Source organism: Acinetobacter oleivorans DR1 (assembly GCF_000196795.1).
Lineage (GTDB): Bacteria > Pseudomonadota > Gammaproteobacteria > Pseudomonadales > Moraxellaceae > Acinetobacter > Acinetobacter oleivorans.
Window position 1 is genome coordinate 1,265,049 of the sequence record NC_014259.1, and the last position, 20,765, is coordinate 1,285,813.

The 20,765-nt window shown below is 37.2% G+C and carries 19 protein-coding genes and 4 tRNA genes; 14 read left to right on the forward strand and 9 right to left on the reverse strand.

Translation table 11 applies throughout. The features are described 5' to 3' along the window. Positions 1-25: 25 nt before the first annotated feature. The 5 genes from purF (at position 26) to AOLE_RS05945 (ending at position 6,830) form a co-directional block, all read left to right on the forward strand. Positions 26-1,567 carry an amidophosphoribosyltransferase gene (purF, locus tag AOLE_RS05925; protein ID WP_005306965.1) on the forward strand — a complete coding sequence of 514 codons (1,542 nt, stop codon included), beginning with the start codon at positions 26-28 and terminating at the stop codon, positions 1,565-1,567. Positions 1,568-1,645: 78 nt separating this feature from the next. Continuing rightward, a complete protein-coding gene (locus tag AOLE_RS05930) occupies positions 1,646-3,535 on the forward strand; it encodes a M48 family metalloprotease (protein WP_005306963.1) in 1,890 nt (629 codons plus the stop codon). Between the two features lie 100 nt (positions 3,536-3,635). After that, positions 3,636-4,283 carry a hypothetical protein gene (locus tag AOLE_RS05935; protein WP_013197254.1) on the forward strand — a complete coding sequence of 216 codons (648 nt, stop codon included), beginning with the start codon at positions 3,636-3,638 and terminating at the stop codon, positions 4,281-4,283. A gap of 11 nt (positions 4,284-4,294) precedes the next feature. Then, positions 4,295-5,260 (forward strand): 2-hydroxyacid dehydrogenase, encoded by a 966-nt coding sequence (locus AOLE_RS05940; RefSeq protein WP_013197255.1) that lies wholly within the window; start codon positions 4,295-4,297, stop codon positions 5,258-5,260. A 142-nt stretch (positions 5,261-5,402) separates the two neighbouring features. Then, positions 5,403-6,830 carry a M48 family metalloprotease gene (locus AOLE_RS05945; RefSeq protein ID WP_081399123.1) on the forward strand — a complete coding sequence of 476 codons (1,428 nt, stop codon included), beginning with the start codon at positions 5,403-5,405 and terminating at the stop codon, positions 6,828-6,830. Between the two features lie 89 nt (positions 6,831-6,919). On the opposite strand, the gene AOLE_RS05950 is transcribed toward AOLE_RS05945, so the two are convergent. Continuing rightward, positions 6,920-7,366 carry a GatB/YqeY domain-containing protein gene (locus AOLE_RS05950; RefSeq protein WP_004791284.1) on the reverse strand — a complete coding sequence of 149 codons (447 nt, stop codon included), beginning with the start codon at positions 7,364-7,366 and terminating at the stop codon, positions 6,920-6,922. A gap of 25 nt (positions 7,367-7,391) precedes the next feature. Then, a complete protein-coding gene (gene rpsU / locus AOLE_RS05955; protein ID WP_001136722.1) occupies positions 7,392-7,607 on the reverse strand; it encodes a 30S ribosomal protein S21 in 216 nt (71 codons plus the stop codon). 145 nt (positions 7,608-7,752) lie between these two features. Here rpsU and tsaD point away from each other — a divergent pair, with 145 nt between their 5' ends. Continuing rightward, the gene (gene tsaD / locus AOLE_RS05960) at positions 7,753-8,763 is read left to right on the forward strand and encodes a tRNA (adenosine(37)-N6)-threonylcarbamoyltransferase complex transferase subunit TsaD (RefSeq protein WP_005306952.1); all 1,011 of its coding nucleotides are present in this window, start codon (positions 7,753-7,755) and stop codon (positions 8,761-8,763) included. Positions 8,764-8,765: 2 nt separating this feature from the next. Here the strand turns inward: tsaD and AOLE_RS05965 are convergent, their stop codons facing one another. Both AOLE_RS05965 and AOLE_RS05970 read right to left on the reverse strand, forming a co-directional pair. Beyond that, positions 8,766-9,869 (reverse strand): DUF6670 family protein, encoded by a 1,104-nt coding sequence (locus tag AOLE_RS05965; RefSeq protein WP_013197256.1) that lies wholly within the window; start codon positions 9,867-9,869, stop codon positions 8,766-8,768. Positions 9,870-9,977: 108 nt separating this feature from the next. Then, positions 9,978-10,859 carry an ATP-binding protein gene (locus AOLE_RS05970; RefSeq protein WP_013197257.1) on the reverse strand — a complete coding sequence of 294 codons (882 nt, stop codon included), beginning with the start codon at positions 10,857-10,859 and terminating at the stop codon, positions 9,978-9,980. A gap of 178 nt (positions 10,860-11,037) precedes the next feature. Between AOLE_RS05970 and AOLE_RS05975 the strand changes: the two genes are divergently transcribed. The 8 genes from AOLE_RS05975 (at position 11,038) to AOLE_RS06010 (ending at position 15,327) form a co-directional block, all read left to right on the forward strand. Further along, the gene (locus AOLE_RS05975; protein ID WP_005306944.1) at positions 11,038-12,546 is read left to right on the forward strand and encodes a DUF3336 domain-containing protein; all 1,509 of its coding nucleotides are present in this window, start codon (positions 11,038-11,040) and stop codon (positions 12,544-12,546) included. Continuing rightward, positions 12,533-13,339: a protein kinase domain-containing protein gene (locus AOLE_RS05980; RefSeq protein ID WP_013197258.1), complete on the forward strand. Its 807-nt coding sequence runs from the start codon at positions 12,533-12,535 to the stop codon at positions 13,337-13,339. The genes AOLE_RS05975 and AOLE_RS05980 overlap by 14 nt, the downstream gene beginning before the upstream one ends. 102 nt (positions 13,340-13,441) lie before the next feature. Then, positions 13,442-13,526, forward strand: a tRNA-Leu gene (locus AOLE_RS05985). Between the two features lie 53 nt (positions 13,527-13,579). Then, positions 13,580-13,653: transfer RNA gene (locus AOLE_RS05990), tRNA-Trp, on the forward strand. Between the two features lie 27 nt (positions 13,654-13,680). Next, a tRNA-Leu gene (locus AOLE_RS05995) sits at positions 13,681-13,765 on the forward strand. 68 nt (positions 13,766-13,833) lie between these two features. Continuing rightward, a tRNA-Trp gene (locus tag AOLE_RS06000) sits at positions 13,834-13,907 on the forward strand. 459 nt (positions 13,908-14,366) lie between these two features. Continuing rightward, a complete protein-coding gene (locus tag AOLE_RS06005) occupies positions 14,367-14,576 on the forward strand; it encodes a cold-shock protein (RefSeq protein WP_003650775.1) in 210 nt (69 codons plus the stop codon). A gap of 280 nt (positions 14,577-14,856) precedes the next feature. Continuing rightward, the gene (locus AOLE_RS06010; protein WP_013197259.1) at positions 14,857-15,327 is read left to right on the forward strand and encodes an AnBLUF65 family BLUF photoreceptors; all 471 of its coding nucleotides are present in this window, start codon (positions 14,857-14,859) and stop codon (positions 15,325-15,327) included. Here the strand turns inward: AOLE_RS06010 and AOLE_RS20255 are convergent. From AOLE_RS20255 to AOLE_RS06035, 5 genes are all read right to left on the reverse strand, one after another. Then, on the reverse strand, positions 15,302-15,643 hold the full coding sequence (locus AOLE_RS20255) for a hypothetical protein (RefSeq protein ID WP_013197260.1): 342 nt from the start codon (positions 15,641-15,643) through the stop codon (positions 15,302-15,304). The genes AOLE_RS06010 and AOLE_RS20255 overlap by 26 nt on opposite strands. Before the next feature lie 534 nt (positions 15,644-16,177). Then, positions 16,178-16,783, reverse strand: a complete 606-nt coding sequence (locus AOLE_RS06020) for a LysE family translocator (protein ID WP_013197261.1) — start codon at positions 16,781-16,783, stop codon at positions 16,178-16,180. Positions 16,784-16,833: 50 nt separating this feature from the next. Beyond that, positions 16,834-17,667: an AraC family transcriptional regulator gene (locus AOLE_RS06025; protein WP_013197262.1), complete on the reverse strand. Its 834-nt coding sequence runs from the start codon at positions 17,665-17,667 to the stop codon at positions 16,834-16,836. Positions 17,668-17,791: 124 nt separating this feature from the next. Then, positions 17,792-19,153 carry an MATE family efflux transporter gene (locus AOLE_RS06030; protein WP_013197263.1) on the reverse strand — a complete coding sequence of 454 codons (1,362 nt, stop codon included), beginning with the start codon at positions 19,151-19,153 and terminating at the stop codon, positions 17,792-17,794. A 49-nt stretch (positions 19,154-19,202) separates the two neighbouring features. Then, positions 19,203-20,639: an efflux transporter outer membrane subunit gene (locus AOLE_RS06035; RefSeq protein ID WP_013197264.1), complete on the reverse strand. Its 1,437-nt coding sequence runs from the start codon at positions 20,637-20,639 to the stop codon at positions 19,203-19,205. Between the last annotated feature and the right edge of the window lie 126 nt (positions 20,640-20,765).

The following is a 20,765-nucleotide window of genomic DNA, read 5'->3' on the forward strand; positions in this document are numbered from 1 at the left end:
TTCCTAGCTTGTCTGCGAGGTTGCTATGTGTGGAGTTGTTGGTATAGCCGGTAAATCGCCAGTGAACCAAATGTTGTTTGATGCTTTAACGATGTTGCAACATCGTGGGCAAGATGCAGCTGGAATAGTAACCTGCCATGAAGGCCGTCTTTTCCTTCGTAAGGATAACGGTATGGTGCGTGATGTTTTTCATACTCGTCATATGAGAGCATTACTTGGTAATTATGGTATTGGCCATGTACGTTACCCAACTGCTGGTTCTGCTAGCAGTGCTGAAGCACAACCATTTTATGTGAACTCACCTTACGGTATTACACTTGCACATAATGGTAACTTAACCAATGCCGAAGATATTCATGATGACCTGTTTAAAACAGATTTACGTCATATGAATACGGACTCTGACTCAGAAGTTCTTTTGAACGTATTCGCGCATGAGTTGCAAAAGAACGGTACTTTAAATCCTACACCAGATGATATCTTTCACACAGTTTCTCGTGTACACGAGCGCTGTCTAGGTGCATATGGCGTAGTGGCAATGATTACTGGTCATGGTTTGGTTGGTTTCCGCGATCCAAACGGTATTCGCCCATTGATTTATGGTTCACGTATGACTGAAAAAGGCGAGATGGAATACATCATCGCTTCTGAATCAGTTGCTATTACAGCACTTGGTTTTAAAATTGAGCGTGATATTGAACCAGGTGAAGCAATTTTCATCAATTCAGATGGTGAATTATTCTCAAGACAATGTGCAGCTAATCCAAAATACCGTCCATGTATTTTTGAATATGTTTATTTTGCACGTCCTGATGCCATTATTGACGGAATTTCAGTTTATAAAGCTCGTTTAAAAATGGGTGAAAAACTTGCCCATAAAATTTTACGTGACTGGGGTGAGGACCACGATATTGATGTGGTTATTCCAATTCCGGATACGAGCCGTACTTCAGCATTAGAACTTGCAAATATTCTAGGTGTGAAGTTCCGTGAAGGTTTTATGAAAAACCGTTATATCGGTCGTACCTTCATTATGCCAGGTCAGCAACAACGAAAAAAATCAGTACGCCAGAAATTAAACCCTGTAGAACTTGAGTTTAAAGGTAAGAATGTTTTACTGGTTGATGACTCAATTGTACGTGGTACAACCTGTAACGAAATTATCCAGATGGCACGTGATTCTGGTGCAAAAAAAGTATACTTTGCGTCAGCAGCACCAAAAGTGATGTATCCAAACGTTTATGGTATTGATATGCCTGCTAAAGCTGAGCTTATTGCTTCAGAACGCAGTGTAGAAGAGATCCAGGAAATTATTGGTGCTGATCGTTTAGTTTTCCAAGAATTGGAAGACTTGAAAAATGCTGTACGTACTAGCAAAGTACCTGATCTAACTGAGTTTGATTGCTCGGTGTTTGATGGCGTTTATGTAACAGGCGATATTGATGGTGCTTATCTAAATAATTTGGAGCAGAAGCGTAATGATTCTGCTAAAAAGAAAAAAGATGGCTACATTGATGTGAATGTTGACGCTGCTTCTGTAGATTTAACAGGCATTAAAGAAGAATAGAAATAGCTGAAAAAAGCGGGTGTTTCCCGCTTTTTTCTTTTATGATGAAAACTAACAATGTAATTGGGAATATTTACATTGAAAGAAGTAAGCCACTATCTAATCGAAAATAAGAATATGGCATGGTCCATCACTATGTGTTTGGTTGCTGTGCTGCTTACTATTTTTATCTTAAATTTAATTTTAGGTTTACTCGTCCATTTTTTTGATTATAGTCAGCCCATTTGGTGGCATACCTTAAGTCCTTATTTCGTCGCGCTATTACTTTTTATTATGGTTTGGTCGGTAGTTACTGAACTTTATATCTTGCGTAAAGGTGGACATTCTTTAGCAAAACAACTGAAAGCGCGTCGTTTAGTAAAAGAAGAAAGTACACCTGAAGAGCTTGAAGCATTAAAAATTACTGAATATTTGGCGCAAAATTTTTCACTTAAAGTTCCAACCTTATATGTTTTACCTGATGAAGTAGGCGTAAATGCACTTACGGCAGGTTTTCACCCTAAAGATATTGTGATCATTTTGACATGGGGAGCTTTGCAAAATCTGGATAAACTTGAATTATATGGTTTGTTAGGTCATGAGTTTAATCAAATTTTATCAGGTGAGGCTGTTGAGAATACTAAATTAAAGATTTTATATAGTGGATTAACGACATTTAGTCAGTGGGGTAGTAAATTAGCGAAACAAGGTTTTAAGCGCTACAGTCCAGGTTATAAACATAAATTTGAAACAGTCTTTGTTGCAGTGGGTGGTGTTATTTGGCTAGCTGGAAGCCTAGGCGTATTAATTACCCGATTTATTAAATATTTAACTTTGAGTGGACGCACATTTCGTAATGACCAAAAAACGGTACGATTATTAAAAAATAGTGCTAATACGCAGACTTTGTTGCGTATTTATGTTCACCATTCTGGCTCACAAATTCATAGTGCCTATTCTGAATCAATCGCGCATATGTGTTTTGCTAACTCACTGAGTCCGCAAAGTTGGATGAATATTCACCCAAGTATTCGTGAACGTATTTACGAGTTAAATCCGACTTTGCTACAAGATTTACAATTAGAAAATTTAAAAAAGCTTCGCAATCGTCCGTTATTTAGTTTATTTCATTTTTTAGAAGAATCTGAAAAAGAAATTTATGTTCCATGGTCATCTCCACAGCCTTTGCCTTTATTAAGATTATCACCCATTAGTTTTGCATTAAATGATGCCATTAAGCCTCTTAGTAGTGATGTGCGTCGCAATAAAAAGCGTCCTGAGCTCATTCAGCGTGCACTACAAACTGCTACGGGTTCCCGCGAGGTAATGGTCGCTATTTTGATGATTCGCCAATATCGAGAATTCATCCCTAAAGATGCACCAGTTAGCCATGCCATTATTGATGCTTTATTAAATCTTGATGGGCGTATTCATATTCAGATATTTCATGATGCTTGTAAAAACATTGGGCATATGCCGGCAAGTATTGCGCGACAATTTCTAACAAAACTAGCGCTTATTATTCAAGAAGATGGTGAGATTGGTTTGCTAGATGCGCTTTTGCTGGAGCGGGTTAAATATGAGTTGAATTTAATGCCGTTACATTTGCCAACAGCATTTGAAGAAGTAAAACCTCAAATTGTTCGTTTAATTGATGCCTTGCTTCATGTCCAGCAAATTAATAGTCCAAATCAGTTAGAAGTACGTGAACGTATTTTGCGTTCGCTACTTAATCCAGATGAAATGTATGTCTATGATGAGATTTCAGACGAGCCTTTAGATTTGGCTGAAATTTTAAATGACATTGCAGGTTTATTATTGCGTGACCGTCTTAGTATTCTTGCGATTGCAGAAATGTGCTTGTGGAGTGATCGTATTATCACACAAGACGAACTAGATGTACTTGAATTACTTTATTGGCGATTTGGCTTTGAGACAGAAGAAATTGTTGAGCAAATGCAAAAAAGAAATAGTGTGATGATTATTTAAAAGACATCTACGATTATAAAAACAGCTGAACGAAATAAAACACTGAAAAAAAAACTCAAGCCCGTTAGAATGTAGCTTAAGCAGAGGTATTGATTTAAACATGATTGGGCAGCAAAGAAATATATTGGCGACTTTAGGGATTGATGTATGGATTCCTAAGACACAGGTGTGCCAAAAAAATAATGCTCAAAGCCTTTGGCGAGATCATGTTGTAGAAGAACCAGAACCGATCATATTACCCTCTGTAGAACCCATAGTTCTTGAGCAGCCTAAAAAGCCACAAATTAACGATATTCCAAAAGTTGAACCTGAAATTGTGGCGCCTGTTTCAATACAGGCTCAACCCGTTATAGAACCTCATAATCAAGTGCAAGCACCTGTCATTAAAATTGCATCATTTGAGTTGCAGGCTTTTTCTCTTGAAAAATGTGTTATTTTTTTAGATGTTACAAATTTAAGTGAAGAAGAAAAACAGCTTTGGAATAACATACAAAAAGCGAAAATAGGGCAGTATGCTGAACTAAAATGGCCTTTTCCTTTAGCTGCGTATCAAGATCAGCGGGGAGCTGGTTCATATATACAAGGCTTCTTGGATGCTGTTGCAGCAGATAAAAAGATCTTATGTCTTGGTGAATGTTCTTATATTCAGCATGCCAATATTATCCATTTGGCAAGTTTAAAAGAAATGCTGGAGAAACCACTCCTTAAAAAAAGGTTGTGGAAATTAATGCAAGATAACAACGAGTAGTAGGGATTTACATGAAAAAAGTTGTAGTTTTTAGCCAAATTGATGAAGAAATTTTGTCTCGATTACAACAGGATTATCATGTTGTAGTTCTTAACCCAAAATTGGGTGATATTAATGAACAAATACGACAACACGTTGTAGATGCTGATGGGATGATTGGTGCGGGGCGAGTACTGAATGAAAATAACCTTGCACCTGCCCAAAAACTAAAAATTATTTCATCTGTAACAGTGGGCTATGACAATTATGATGTGGCTTATTTAAACCAAAGAAAAATCTGGTTAGCAAATACACCCCATGTTTTAACTGAAACAACAGCTGATCTTGCTTTTACATTATTACTAAGTGCTGCTAGAAAAGTACCTTTTCTGGATCATTGGACTAAACAAGGTGAATGGAAAAGAACGGTAGGGCCTCAGCAGTTCGGTTTAGATGTTTTTGGAAAGACATTAGGTATTATTGGACTTGGTAATATTGGTGCTGCAATTGCACGTCGTGGTTTTTATGGATTTAACATGAATATTGTTTACCATAATCGTCGTGAAAAGCCTGAATTGGCTGAACCATTAAATGCAGAATATCTTGGTCTGGATCAATTGCTACAGCAGTCTGATTTTGTAGTCACTGCAGTTGATTTAAATAATGAATCGAAAGCCTTAATGGGCAAAGCTCAGTTTGAGCTTATGCAAAAGCATGCTATTTTTATTAATATTGCCCGTGGTTCAGTGGTTGATGAGCAAGCTTTAATTGAAGCTTTACAGCAAAATCAGATCTTTGCTGCTGGCTTAGATGTGTATGAAAAAGAGCCTTTACAAGATTCGGGACTTTTTAAATTGCCGAATGTAGTGACTTTGCCTCATGTGGGGTCGGCTACTGCTGAAACCCGTAAAAAAATGGCAAATCTGGCCTATAAAAATTTGGTTGAAGCTTTAGAGGATAAAACACCTAGATATCTGGTAAACCAAAACTTTATATAAGTGATTAATAACACTTCATTGCAAAACTAGTCGATTTCGAGTGATATAGTAAAAGTCTGTTGATTGAAAACCAATTTTTGTGGTTTACATCAATAGGCTTTTTTTATGGTTTAATTTTAATAGAGAAAAACTTTTGAGATTTTTGCCAGTTATTTTAAGTGCGACTTTTATAGCAAATGCTTCGTATGCACAGTCTTTCGACCCACAGCCATCTGCGAATCAGGTGGAAATTCCAAATATCGGAAGTGGAATAGGTTTGCTTGATCAACAAAAAGAAAAATTTATTGGTGAAAAAGTTTTCCGTGAAGTTCATAAACAAATGCCCGTTATCCAAGATATCTGGCTCGAAGATCAATTTTTTCAAGTATTTTCAAGTATTTTGAGTGAGACTCAACTGGGTCAGCCTATTGGTTTAGTTGTTATTAAAGATCCACAAATCAATGCGTTTGCCGTGCCGGGCGGTCTATTTGCGCTTAATACAGGACTTATTGCTTCAGCTCGCAATATTGATGAAATTGCTGGGGTGATGGCGCATGAAATTGCACACGTATCACAAAGACATTTTAGTCGTTCAGAGGAAGCCTTTAAGGGACAAACGTTATTAAGTTTAGCTGGGCTTTTAGCAGGTGTGGCCATAGCTGCACAGGGTGGCGGAGATGCAGGAGCAGCAGTGATGTTGGGAACGCAGGCTGCATTAATGGATAGCCAGTTAACATACAGTCGAAATCAGGAGCGTGAAGCTGACCGTATTGGCATGCAATATATGTATGCAGCGGGTTATAACCCGCAAAGTATGGCAGACTATTTTGAAACAATGCATCGTGCGACTAGTCGGGTAAGTTTTTTACCAGATTTCTGGCTGACCCATCCATTAACGACTGAGCGCATGAGTGAGGCCCGACTTCGTGCGAACCAGATGCCTAAAGTCAAAAATCGCATATATGATGCTGATTTTGAAATTTTAAAATGGTACACAATGGTAGTTTCAAATCAGGCTACCGAAAACCAACTACAGAGTTTAGCCTCACAAAAAAATATTGCGGGTCTTATTGCTTTGGCAGCTTTTTATGTAAAACAAGGTGATTATGCACAGGCGCAGTCTACTTTAGATCAAGTCAAATCTAGTGGAAAACCTCTTGTTACACTCTTGCAGACCGATATTTATCTGGGGCAAAACAAGTTAGATCAAGCCTATACTTCAATTGCTTCTACACAAATGACTATGCCTGAAAATAGGGCTTTTAGTTATAAGTTGGCTGAAGTGTTGCTGCGGCAAGGAAAATTTTCACAGGTTCAAACTCTTATTCAACGGTTTATCAATAAAAACCCAAGAGATATCCAAGGTTGGCAATTTTTGCAGCAGGCTGCTAATTTGGACAAGACAGGACCATTGAGAGCAGTCAATGTTTTACGCTATCGAGCAGAAGCTGAATATTGGTCGGGGAGTGAAGAGAATGCGATTAAATCGATGTTGCATGCTCAGCGATTAGCAAAAGACAATCAAGCAATGTCGGCTAGAATAGACAGTAGATTGAAACAAATGCAAGATGAGCGAAGAATGAAAATTTGAAATATATCTTTCAAAAAATTTAAATATATAAACACGCCCAAACTAAAAGAAGCTTTGGTTTGAGGGAATATAAAATTTAAGAGAAGAGATTAAGCTAATTTAGCTTTAATTTTTGCTGAAACTACAGAAGGATCGGCACGCCCGGCTATGATCGGACGTAGAGAATTCATCACCTTACCCATATCTTTCATGCTAGTTGCTTCTTGAGCAGAAATCGTTTGCTCAATGAGAGAATCAAGCTCTTCCTCAGTCATAGCTTCTGGTAGAAACTGAGATAAAATCTCAGCTTCGGCTTGTTCTTTACTAGCTAAATCATCACGACCAGCACCTTCAAAGGCTTTGATCGATTCTTTACGTTGTTTAATTTGCTTTTCAATGACCGCAAGAACCTGAGCGTCGCCAAGCTCTATGCGCTCATCGACTTCGATTTGCTTAATTGCTGCTTGTAGACTACGCAAAACCGTCACTGTTGCCATATCTTTGGCACGCATAGAAGTTTTTAATGCATCAGTAATTTGGTTTTTTAAAGTAGTCATAATTCAGCAGTCAATCACAAATTAATTAGTAAAGGCGAGTAGTACGTACAGATTCGCGAGCCAATTTCTTTTGGTAGCGTTTAACTGCAGCAGCTTTTTTGCGCTTACGTTCTTGAGTTGGTTTTTCGTAGAATTCACGTTTACGAACGTCAGCTAAAACACCAGCTTTTTCGCATGAACGTTTGAAACGACGGATAGCTACGTCAACTGGTTCGCCTTCTTTCAACTTAACTTGTGGCATGTAAAATCCTCTAGATTATGGATAAGATCAAGCACACTATTGTGCCGGATCACAAGTGAAGGTCAGTATTTTACTCATTTACAACTCATATCACAAGTCTATAATAGCGATTGCAATATTTTGACTCATATAAAAGGCAGTTTTGATGATTGTTTTAGGCTTGGAAACTTCTTGTGATGAAACAGGGTTGGCACTTTATGATAGCGAACTCGGCTTGCGGGGACAGGTTCTTTATAGCCAAATTAAACTTCATGCCGAATATGGTGGAGTAGTACCTGAACTTGCTTCTCGAGACCATGTTCGAAAATTAATTCCTTTAATGAATCAATTGCTTGAGCAAAGTGGTGTAACAAAACAAGAGATTGATGCTGTTGCTTATACACGTGGTCCTGGCTTAATGGGAGCCTTAATGACAGGGGCTTTATTTGGAAGAACTTTAGCTTTTTCTTTAAATAAACCTGCCATTGGTGTTCACCATATGGAAGGGCATATGTTGGCGCCTTTACTCTCAAGTCAACCGCCTGAATTTCCATTTGTTGCTTTATTAGTTTCAGGTGGGCATACACAATTAATGGCAGCTCACGGTATTGGTCAATATGAGCTTTTAGGTGAATCTATTGATGATGCAGCTGGGGAAGCCTTTGATAAAGTTGCAAAAATGATGAGTTTACCATACCCGGGCGGTCCTAATATTGCGAAACTGGCTTTAAGTGGTAATCCATTAGCGTTTGAATTTCCGCGACCAATGCTTCACCAAGGTCTAGATTTTTCTTTTAGTGGTTTGAAAACAGCCGTTTCTGTGCAATTGAAAAAATTGAATGGTGAAAACAGAGATGCTGACATTGCTGCTTCATTCCAAGAAGCAATTGTAGATACCTTGGTGAAAAAATCAGTAAAAGCCTTAAAGCAAACTGGGCTTAAGCGTCTAGTTATTGCAGGTGGAGTAAGCGCAAATTTACGGTTACGTGAACAGTTGGAAACTTCATTAGCTAAAATTAAGGCACAAGTTTATTACGCAGAACCTGCTCTTTGTACTGATAATGGGGCAATGATTGCTTTTGCAGGCTATCAACGCTTAAAAGCAGGCCAACATGATGGTTTGGCTGTAACCACAACACCACGTTGGCCAATGACTGAGTTGTCTATTCCTGAGTAAAACTATTCATCTTCAAAGGTCTGTTGGTTTTCGACATCAATGTATTCGATATAGCCACGGCCTTGAACTTCATTGCCGAAATAATTACCGGTAAATATATAACTACTTGCATAACCTCGCCCATGACCATAGCGGAGTGGGCAGTCAATTTCTGCCTGAATATTTAAAATAATTTGTTTAGCTTCATTTCGAGCAATCCACGAAAAGAATTTAGGAAGTCGCATCTTTTGTCCAGTCGGTGAGATGTAATCATCAACTTGGTGAGAAATAATATCAAAACTGACATCTGTATAAACTTCTGCAGGTCGATCAAGAGATCTAATATGCAAAGTATAAGCTGCTGTCTGACCTGCAATATCTGCTTTGGTAAGAAGAAGTTGAGTGGTCTCATTTAAATTGATAATTTGATAAGTAAAAAAATCAAGCGGCAGTTTATAGGCTTCAGGAATAAGTTTATTTGCGATGGAATGAGCCCCAACTGCTCGAGCATATTCATAAGTACAGAGTCCCTCACTTTCAATACGTTCTGCTTGATAGCTTAAGAAACCTTTAAACTTTGCCAACAAGCTAAAATGATCATAAATCGGTGTTTTTATAAACCATGAAACATGTGAGGTAACATCAATATCAAAGTCGAAATCAAGACCCTCGTAGTGTCCATTAATATGAATTTTTGGGAATTTTCCTTGAATTGAAATTTCTTGACCTAGTTCGATTAAGCTCCCATCTTTATTAATTTTTGTATCTTTAGGAATGATATAAGCCTTAAGCAAAGCTTTCTCTACCGCGGCTGTACTTGAAAAGAAAGTCGCTGTTTTTCTTGGGTCTTCATGAATTATGTCATCATGATCAAATGCAAGAGCACCAGGTGTGCCTAATAAAATCATAATATTTAAATAGCGATGTGGCTCTGGCAAAAGTGGGAAAAAGATACCGTAATGAGTCCAGCTATAATATTTTTCATCAACTCGGGGTTGAATAATGTGAGGCTGAGAAAAAGGAAGAGTTGAATATTTTTCTGCTTTGTCTATAACACTTTGCGCGAGCAATAAGCTTTGACCTAAAAGTTTGCTGCCTATAGAAATTTTGGGCAATTGTTTTTTCATATATAAACCTAAATGAGGATAGGACTATCTTTGTTTTAGGTTATGAAAAACAACTATCAAAACTAAGCGGTTTTCAGGCCAAAGCTAAGGCTTTGCGGGACATTTTGTTTAATTGTTAGACAACTCTTTTAAGCCATTTAAACCAATCCAGTGCTTAGAAAACTGATATGCAGCACGTCCTGAACGTTGACCACGCATTTGACACCAACGCAAACTTTCAGCGCGAACTTCATCGTTAAAAACCATGTTTGCTTTATGAATGTAATGCTCCACAATTTCTAAATATAAATTCTGGTCCATTGGGTAAAAAGATAACCACAAACCAAAACGATCTGACAAAGAGATCTTTTCTTCAATCGCTTCTTGTGGGTGTAACTCAGTATATTGTGGTACATCGACCTTGGTTACAGGCGTATTCTCATGCATGAATTCTGGTAACAAATGACGGCGGTTACTGGTTGCATAAATAATAAAATTACTTGAACCAGACTGTAATGAACCATCCAATACACTTTTTAAACTACGGTAATTTTCATCTTCAGCATTAAACGCTAAGTCATCACAATACACGATGTATTTTTCAGGTCGGTTTTGAATGAGTTTCTGAACTTTAGGTAAATCTGCTAAGTCATCACGCTCAATTTCAATTAAACGCAATCCTTGCGGGGCATACTCAGTCAATAAAGCACGCACAATAGATGACTTTCCTGTACCACGCGAGCCAGTTAAAAGCACATCATTTGCGGGTAGACCATTTAAAAACTGCAAAGTATTTTGAATGATTTTCTCTTTCTGACGTTCAATGCCTTTTAGGTCATCCAGATAAATATTTTTGGGTGTATAGATGGCTTTAAGTTGCTGATTTTCCCATCTAAAAGCAGGTGCATTAAAATCTGTTTCTTGTTTAGGTTCAGGTAAGACCTGCTGTAACTGATTTAATACAAGTGATAATGTTTGAACTAAATTATCTGGTAAATCAATGGTAGCCATGGTAAGTCAATCATGTTAAACAGTAATTTACTAGGATACTAACACCGAAATTAACAGGCTGACAAAAAAGTTATTGTCTATACAGTTTATCGGTTTTGCAATTGATTGAAATCTTCAGACCGCGCATAGTGTTGTTATGTCTATTCAGTAAAATCATCTGTGAAGATGAGGACGAAATATGTTTGAAAAAATACGCAGTGATATGAATCCGCATCAGGCCTACCGTATCAAAAAATTACAACGTCAGTTAGACATGGCTGAATCTTATGAAGAGTGGAAGTCTTTTGCATTAAAACTAGATGAAGAAACAGGGGTGCAAGAGTGGAAATTTGATAATAGTTCGCCTTACTTCGATGCAGAACTCATTTCTTATAGATACACTTTACTGAAAAGATATCGCCAGCAACATCGAACGCTCGATCTTATTTATTTACTCAAAGAAGGTCTAACTTACGATATTGCAAATATTGGTCACCCTATGTTGTTTGCTGCAACGCATGTGGGAACAAAAAAGTTAATTGAAGATTATATTGAAGAAGTTAGCCAAAGCTTGGCCTATATTGCTTCAAGTGAATGTATTACTTTCCAAAGAAAAGAAAAAATTGAGTTTTTTGAAAATTGTGAAAAAGCTTATGGACAACCAGCCCTTATGTTCTCAGGTGGAGCAACTTTAGGTCTTTTTCACACTGGAGTCTGTAAAGCTTTAATTGAACAAGATTTAATGCCTAAAGTGTTGTCTGGCTCAAGTGCAGGAGCAATTATGACGGGCATGCTCGGAACTTCTGCCAGTGAAGATGTTCAAAATTTATTAAATGGAGAACAATTCTTTAGTGATGCTTTTCATTTTAGGAAACTTCGTGAACTCATTAAAGGAAATGGTGGAATTGCCGATGTGCACTATTTGAAAAAGTTCCTTGTTGAAAATCTGGGTGATCTCACGTTTGAAGAGGCTTTCAAAAAATCTGGTTTAAACATTAATGTGGCAGTTGCGCCATATGATGCAACAGAAAACCCGCGCATCATGAATGCGATTATGACGCCTAATGTTTTAGTGTGGAGTGCTGTGTTGGCTTCATGTGCTGTACCTGTGTTATTTCCACCCGTGCGTTTAACCAGCAAACGTTATGACGGTGAACACACGCCTTACATGGCAAACACAAAGTGGGTAGATGGCAGTGTAAGAAATGATTTTCCGCAAGAAAGAATGGCCCGACTTTATAATTTAAATTACACCATCGCCAGTCAGGTGAACCCACATATTGTTCCATTTATGCAAAATGATGCAGACCGCTTTCGTAAAGACGTTTTAAGTTGGCCTGAACGGATTTTAAGACGTCAAGGTAAAGTGTTATCCATGGGACTTATGGACTTTACACGTCAAAGACTCGGTTCTATTTCTCCGATTAGACGATTACTCGATCACGGCTATGGAGTAATGGGGCAGCGTTATTATGGTGATGTGAACATCATTGCTAAATATGGCTTGAGTCACTATACCTATACTTTGCAAAACCCACGTCCACATTTGTTTAAACGCTTACAGCGAGAAGGGGAACGTGCGACTTGGCCAAAAATTTCTTCGATTGAAACCCATGCTCGTATTGGCAAGACGATTCAACATTGTTTAGAAGTTTTGCGTTTTGAAGAAAAGCAACAACAGCCAGAGTCTTACTATGCTGAAGCATGATTTTGCTTCGCATATACAAAACTTAAAAAGTGTGACAAAACCTGCGAGTGCCGCTTTAGGGCGGTATCTATGGACATGCAGTATAGATAACAAAGACTATTGGTTAAAATATCATTTACCTGAAACAAATGTTCAAAGTGAGCAAGATTTCATCCATGAACAATTGTTTTACGAAGAAATTACTCGTAAGAAACCTGCGTGGCTTTTACCTCATAACTTAATCGAAGTTAGTGCCATTCCTCAATTAAACCATTCTTTAGGTAAAGTTTTAATTTTACCCAATACTGATTTGTGGTTTGGTTCATTGTCTCATGAAGCAGATTTAACTGATGTATATCATAAGATTTGGTCCGCACTAGATAAGCTCGCAGAACTCCATAGATTTGGCTGGATTCATGGAGATATTAAGAAAGAACATTTTCGAAAGTTTGAGCAAAATGCTTATTTGATTGATTTTGAGAAAGCCCGACTTATATCAAGCTCAGATTTAAGAATGGATGCTACACCACGATATATGGCTCCAGAGCTGTTTAGAGGCGCTTCTAAGGATATACAAAGCGATTTATACGCATTTGGTATCGTTCTATATGAATGGTTAACCCAAACTCGCTTAGAAGCAGGGAGTTACTATAAGTGGGCAGTATTGCATTGCCAAAATTTAACCATTCAATTACCGACACAACTTATGATTTTTTATCCATTACTTTCGGGTTTATTGCAAAAACAACAAAAAAATAGGTTTGCAAACGTGTTTGAAGCGATGAATTGTTTAAAAGCACATTCAAACTTATAAAAATCATTGATCTAGTATCTGTATACAATTTACACGGTCAGTTTTTTTTAGAAAAAAAACACTTGTCACTGTTAGATCTTATCGCTAATATACACAGCCATCGGGGGCGTGGCGAAATTGGTAGACGCACTGGATTTAGGTTCCAGCGCCGCAAGGTGTAAGAGTTCGAGTCTCTTCGCCCCCACCACTTTAAGTTAAAACTTAAAGTTAATGTAGATGTTAAGTCATCTATGTTTTGGAAGAGGATTGGTGTAATGGTAGCATGACGGTCTCCAAAACCGTTCGTCAAGGTTCGAGTCCTTGATCCTCTGCCACATTTATTTTGAATAAATGTCCCAGATGGGGGCGTGGCGAAATTGGTAGACGCACTGGATTTAGGTTCCAGCGCCGCAAGGTGTAAGAGTTCGAGTCTCTTCGCCCCCACCATTAAAAGAAGCAAGACGATGTTCTTGCTTTTTTTATGATTAAATCATTAGTTGTTTAATCATAAATATAGAGGATTGGTGTAATGGTAGCATGACGGTCTCCAAAACCGTTCGTCAAGGTTCGAGTCCTTGATCCTCTGCCAATGATTTAAAAATGAAGCTCCTGTTTAGGAGTTTTTTTATTGCCTGAATTTCTAAAGTTCAAATTATTTAAAGTCTTTTTTATATTTTTTATTCAGTCATCTCATGCGTCTTAAGTGCTGATCTTTCTATTCTTCAACAACTGATCCAATCGGTTGTAAGTTGTTGGTTAAGTAGGGAATATACTAAGTTTTTAGTTGCGCTATTAAGTTATTGTTTTTTGGTTTTTTATTAGAATTTATAAAATTTTTCTCATAAAAAGCTTGAATAGAAATTTATTTCATGTATCATGCTCTTAACTAGAAAAAAGTCTTGTTAGTAAATCTTCTTTAAAGTATCGTAGTTTTAGTCATAATCCTTCGTTTTTTAAGATCTTAACTCAATTTGTTATTCTTTTTTCAAAGTTATGTTAGTGTCATTATTAAATGATACTAAAATATTAGAAATCAGTAGGATATATCATGTCTAATACAGTAAGCGGTACAGTAAAATGGTTTAACGAAACTAAAGGTTTCGGTTTCATTCAACAAGACAATGGTCCAGATGTGTTTGCACACTTCAAAGAGATCTCTGGTTCAGGTTTCAAAACTTTGCACGAAGGTCAACGTGTAACGTTTACTGTTACTCAAGGTCAAAAAGGCCCAAATGCTGTAAATATTATTCCACAATAATATTTCAGTAAGAAAAAAAGCACTATTTAGTGCTTTTTTTATTTTAGTCTTTTAAAAGAAATTTCGTTGTTCTTTTAGAAGCTATAAAAGCCCTCTACAAGAGGGCTTTTTATTTTCTTGTTAATATAAATTATTAGTTATTAAGCTCTTATAGTTAATAATCGAACGTATTTTTAACCTAAACTTTAGAATATGTGTGAAATATAAATTATTAGTAATAGAGATATGGTAGATTAAAAAATCTTTAAATAAAGAAATTTTATATTTCACGGAATTGCTAATGAACGTTCGCTTGTGTTATGCCAGTCAACGAAACGAAAAAAATGAAGATTTATTGCAAGATTTACGTGATATTTTGACAGAAGCACGAGATTTCAATGATTTGAATCAAATTTGTGGTGTGCTCTATTATGCAGATAATGCTTTCTTTCAATGCTTGGAAGGTGAACGGGAGGTAGTTGAACGATTATTTGAAAAAATTCAAAATGATCAAAGGCACTACAATATTAAATGGTTGTGTACATATTCCATCGAGGAGAACTCTTTTCAGCGTTGGTCAATGAAATATGTACAGCGTAATACAAATATTGAATCTTTCTTTTTAAAGATGGGAGAAACTAGTTTTAATCCCATTCGTCTTGATGAGCAAAATTTAAAAATTTTCTTAAATGAATTATTAAGTGCTGAACAAACCAAAATTAATACAGTTAAGAAAGTAGGTATGGTTAAGCGTGGGGTGAACCCTTTTTAGCTATAACACCGATATGGATGGCCTTGAATTTAGGAATCATTTTAGTCATCACTAGGTAGACAATCACTGAACTTGCGAGCATCCATATCACTTCTAAACTTTGACTAATTACAAACATTGCCCAGTAAAAAAAACTAAATAACGCGAGACATAGTCCGCTACCTTTATAATACCAAGTAATAAATATTCCAAAAATTGCTGAAGAGAGCAGCAGGTTAGTCGTCTCATTCATTCCAAGGTAGTTAAAGAAAATAATCAGTAAGCATAAAGCTAACATTGATAGTAAATATACAAATATATTTTTTGCAATAAACATTTTCTATACCCTATCTGATGATTAAAAAAAGATCTTTCCTCTGTTTCCAGAGGAAAGATAGTACATATTAATTTTTTGAGATTCTTTTTCTATTATTAAGAGTTTTTATATTAATAAAGATAACGTTACCGTTTCTCCAGATCTCTTCATTAATATTCAGCTTTCTATTTAATAGTAAAGAGTGCTTATATGTACTGAAATTAATTATAGGAAAAACAATTAGTTGTGTTGTAAGTTTTGACTTACATGATTGTGAGAAATTACCTACATTTGTTTAAAAAATATACAAAATTTACAGAATAATATTTAATATAAATTTATATTTAACAATGGCTTATTTGGTTTTGCTTTTAGGTTGATTTTTACATAAATAACAAAAAGTAACATGTGTTTTAGGGAGCATGTTTCTCAAAATAAAAAATATTAGGTCATTAAATGAGTATTCATTAAAAAGTTATTTTATGAAATTATAAGAATAAGTAGTTTTTAATATAGAAAATTAATAATAAAAATTTATATGACCTAATTTATACATTAAAAAGTAGATAGGACTGGCAACCATACAGAGATGAGTAGTGTTAGCGCCATCATTTTATTAAAAATGTTTATATGCTTTGTTTGTGAAAATAATCGATTGCTTAGCCTACCCGCTAAGGCCCACATGTAAAGGCAAGGTATGGCTATAACTAAAAAAATGAAGGATAAAATTGAGACATTTATCCAGATATCTTGCCCTTGTTTTGTGTAGACACTAATCACTGCAAAAGCCATCATCCATGTTTTAGGATTAATTGCTTGCATAAAAAAGCCAGTAATGAAACCAATCGGACCTTTTTCTTTGTCTTGTTCGAAATGAATAATAGGATTGTAGTTATATAATTTCCAAGCCAGCGAGGTGAGCCAGATTAAACCAATGAGTGTCATTATTTTTTGAATAATTGGGTAAGCCAGAAGGGTTGAACCCAGCCCAATGCCAACGATGAGCACAAGTAGGGCAGCCCCGATGCAAGAACCTAAAATGACAGGAAACGTTTTAGAAATTTTATAACGGCTACTTAAATTTAAAATTATAAAATTAGTTGGACCGGGAGTAATTGAGGCAACAATAGCAAATAATGAAAATGCAGTGAGGTTTTCCATCTTGTCTACTTGAATTAATAGGGAGAGATAAGATGAAATAATTAAAATTTTTAATCTTGAAGATTTGTGCAGATTTTTCTATAGGCAGCAGGTGTTAAACCATAGCAGCGCTTAAACCAGCGACTTAAATGACTTTGGTCAGCAAAGCATAAATCTGAAGCAACTTGTGCGGGAGATATGCTTCTGGCGAGTAAATCACGCGCTCGTGTAAGTCTGAGTTGAATGAGATATTGATGAGGGGCTAAGTGAAAAGTTGCTTTAAAAATGCGGTGAATATGGTATCTGTCTAAGCCTATCATGCGAGCGATGTCTTCAAGCCCTATATCTTCAAATAGATGATCATGCAAAATATCTCGGATTTGGTGTGCGATTCGAGGTGTGTGAGTAGAAGATGATTGGTGAGCTTTTTTTAACCATTTCCCTTGTGCGATATGATGAATAAGTAGGTCTAGACTATTATCTTTGACAATATTCATTTCTTTGTAATGCAGATGCTGGAATGCTTGAGAAGTAATAATAGCGAGCTGTTCATCTGACTTTAATGGTGCATCAATCACTAACTCGTAGTGATCAGGGCTATTATGAAATAAACCTTGGATACGTTGTTTCAACCAGTCTGGATGTAGGTAGAGCATTTGGTAGGTAAAGCCATCAGACGCAGGAGCATGTCCATCATGGATTTCTTCTGGTTCAAGCATAAAGACTTGTCCCGCATGACTATTGATTTGCTTTTTACGACAGTGAAATTGTTGAATGCCGGATTCAGTTACACCAATTAAATAGCTCGAGTGCCAGTGGGGATCATAAGCATGACCAGTAAAATGGGCACGGATTGTTTCAATACCTGTATTGGTATCTTTTGAAATATCCACCCAGTTCCCCATAACAATCCACCCATAAATTTTTAAGTTTAGCCCTTAGAACGGTACAAAAGAGGTGAATGTAGTTCTAGAAGATTTGTGCAAAATCTTTAAGGAAATTGAGCAATTTTTTGAACTCAATGCAATTTTATCTATGGATAAAATTTGCCAAGCAGGACACCAAACCAAATATCAAAGCACTCAGGCCAATAACTTGAAAGAAAGTTGATAAACTTGCATCAAAATATAGAACAGCGATACTTCCGATAATGGCTGCAATAATCATTCTGATGGTACCAGCTAAGATAGGGCCTAATAATCGTTTTGAACCTTGGCCTGCAAAATAAAGAGCCATACCTATACCTATTGCTCCGTAAAAAGGCGCAACATGCTGCAAGTAATTTGTTCCAGTCTGAAGGACAGATGGATCATGACTGAAAAAACTAAGCCAAATGGAAGGGAAAATACTAAAGAAAAGTCCTATTGAGCCAGTAATAAGGAATGTAATAAAAACCCCGATCCATGTGATACGACGTGCTCTTTGAAATTGCCCAGCTCCATAATTAATACCTACCATGGTCATGATTGCTGAGCCGATACCGAACATAAGCGGAACTTGCACGTAGTCTAGTCGGGAAGCAATACCGTACCCCGCGATTGCATCAGAACCAAATTGACCAACTAAGGTTGTTACGATGACAACAGTTAAATTGAGTTGAATTATTCCAATAGCGGATAGTGAACCAATACCAAGAATATCTTTGAAGAACTGAAAGTTGATAGGCTTGATCGATAATTTGATAATGCTATGTGTTGTTCGCATGTGCCTAATTAAGCATATGATGGCAAAAATATAATAACTTAAGACAGCGAGCCCAGCTCCAGCTACACCCAATGAGGGAATGAATCCCCAGCCAAAAATGAAAATAGGTGATAGGGGTAAAAGTAGTACTCCACCTAGAAGTGTTATGCGAGCTGGAGTTTTTGTATCACCTGCACCACGTAATGCGGCTGAGAGTAGGGCTACAGCCCATATAAGGGGTGAACCTATAAAAATAATATTGGAATATTTTAGGGCTGCATCTAAAGCTAAGCCAGTAACGCCCATTAAGTGATATATCATCTGGGCTGAGGTGAGCATAACAATACTAAAAACTCCTCCCAAAATGCCAGCAAGAATTACACCATGCCAGACAAGGGATTGAGCATCTTCTGATCGACCTGCTCCAGAAGCCCGAGCAATTGCTGAAGCTAGTCCTCCGCCAAATCCACCATTCGCTAGCATTTGCATGAGCATAAGAATTGGGAACACTACGGCTACGCCAGCTATTACATCAGTTCCAAGTGAACTTACGAAATATGTTTCTAGTAATCCAATCATGGTTTGTACAAGCAAAACAGCTATGGTGGGTAACGCCAGTTTTAGCATTACTGGGGGAATTGGTCCGTTTAAGATCGCATGATTTAAATCATGTGTATTTAGCGGCTGGCGTACTGATTGTTCCCGCATAATAATTCTCGCTTTATAAACTGCTTGCTATAGAGGCAATAGGGGTGTTTCAAAATTTTTGAGGTTGCCAGCCGCCACCCAGTGATTTATAAATTGCTACAGCAGCAAGGGCTGAATCGGTTTGTGCCTGTACTTTTCTATCTGTGAATTGCAAAGCACTTGAATCTGCTTGTAATACTTCTATTCGACTGTTAATTCCTTTTTGATAGGCAATTAAAGCGATTTTCTGTGCAAGGTGTAGCGCATTTTCACCATCTTGAAGTGCTACGAGTTGTTCTTGTCTTTTAGATAAAGTTGATAATGAGTTCTCTACATCTTCCGCTGCATGTAAGACGGCTAATTGGTAGGCTGCGAGCTTTTCGGCTTCTTGTCCCTTAGCTAAGCGAATTTCTGAATTAATTCGACCAAAATCAAATAAACGCCAACGTAAGCCTAATAAGCCAGCAGCCTGATTGGCACCACTTGAAAATAAGTTTCCACTTACTGTGGCTGCGCTACCTATCAAACCGCCTAAAGAAACCTTTGGGTAATATTCTGCAATCGCACTGCCAATGCGTGCATTTGAAGCTGCCAGTTGCCTTTCAGCCATGATGAGATCTGGTCGTCTACGTAAAAGATCGCGGGGTGTTCCTGTTTCTGTAATATTAGGAATAACTGGAATTGGTTTTACTTCCGCTAGTTCAGCTCGGTGAGTTCCTGGTACGGTTCCAAGCATGACGTCGAGTGCATTCATGGCAATGTCTAGATTCATTCCAAGTGCGGGAACTACAGCTTGAACTTGAGCAACATTCGCTTTAGCTTGTTTGACCTGAAATTCAGATGCCAATCCTTTGCTATATAAAAGTTGAATAATTGAAAGAAGTTTTTGTTGCGTTTGTAATTGTTGCTGGGCAATGTCTAATCGAGATTGTAATCCTCGAATATTAATATAAAGATTTGCTGTTTGCGCTGCGACCATTAAACGAACTGCTGATGCTCCTGCATTCGAAGCTTGATAGTTTGCTAGAGCACTTTCACGGTCTCTTCGAAGGCCTCCGAAAATATCTAATTCCCAAGTGGCACTTAGGTTTGCCTCATAAGAACTACCATGTCGGTCAAAATTAGGTATTGAATTTAAAACTTGCCCCAGTGGAGTTTCAACGGATTGGTAAGCTTTAGCTGCTTGTGCGTCAACACTACCTATTGGGCGTAAAGAAGCATTGACTGCCGATAAGCTTGCTTGAGCTTGAGTCACACGGGTATATGCTTGGGTCAGATCCAGATTTTGTTTTAATGCTAATGTGACATATCGAGTAAGTTGAGGGTCATTAAAACTTTTCCACCATACTTCAATATCTGCTTTGGTTTCGTCACTTGGTGAGTTTAAGCGAGCGCCAAGATATTGCTCGGGTAGAGATATACTAGGACGTTTATAATTAGGACCTACGGTACAAGCAGCAAGAATGCTGGTGAGTATTGGTAGGAGAACGATAGATCTAGATAACATATTTTCCCCAAGGCGAGATTTTGAACAATGGCTTAATTGTGACTATAATACAATTTAGTCACTTGTTGTCAATATCAGGGGTCAAGAGTTAAACTACAACTTTCACATAAAGGTTTAAATTGAAAA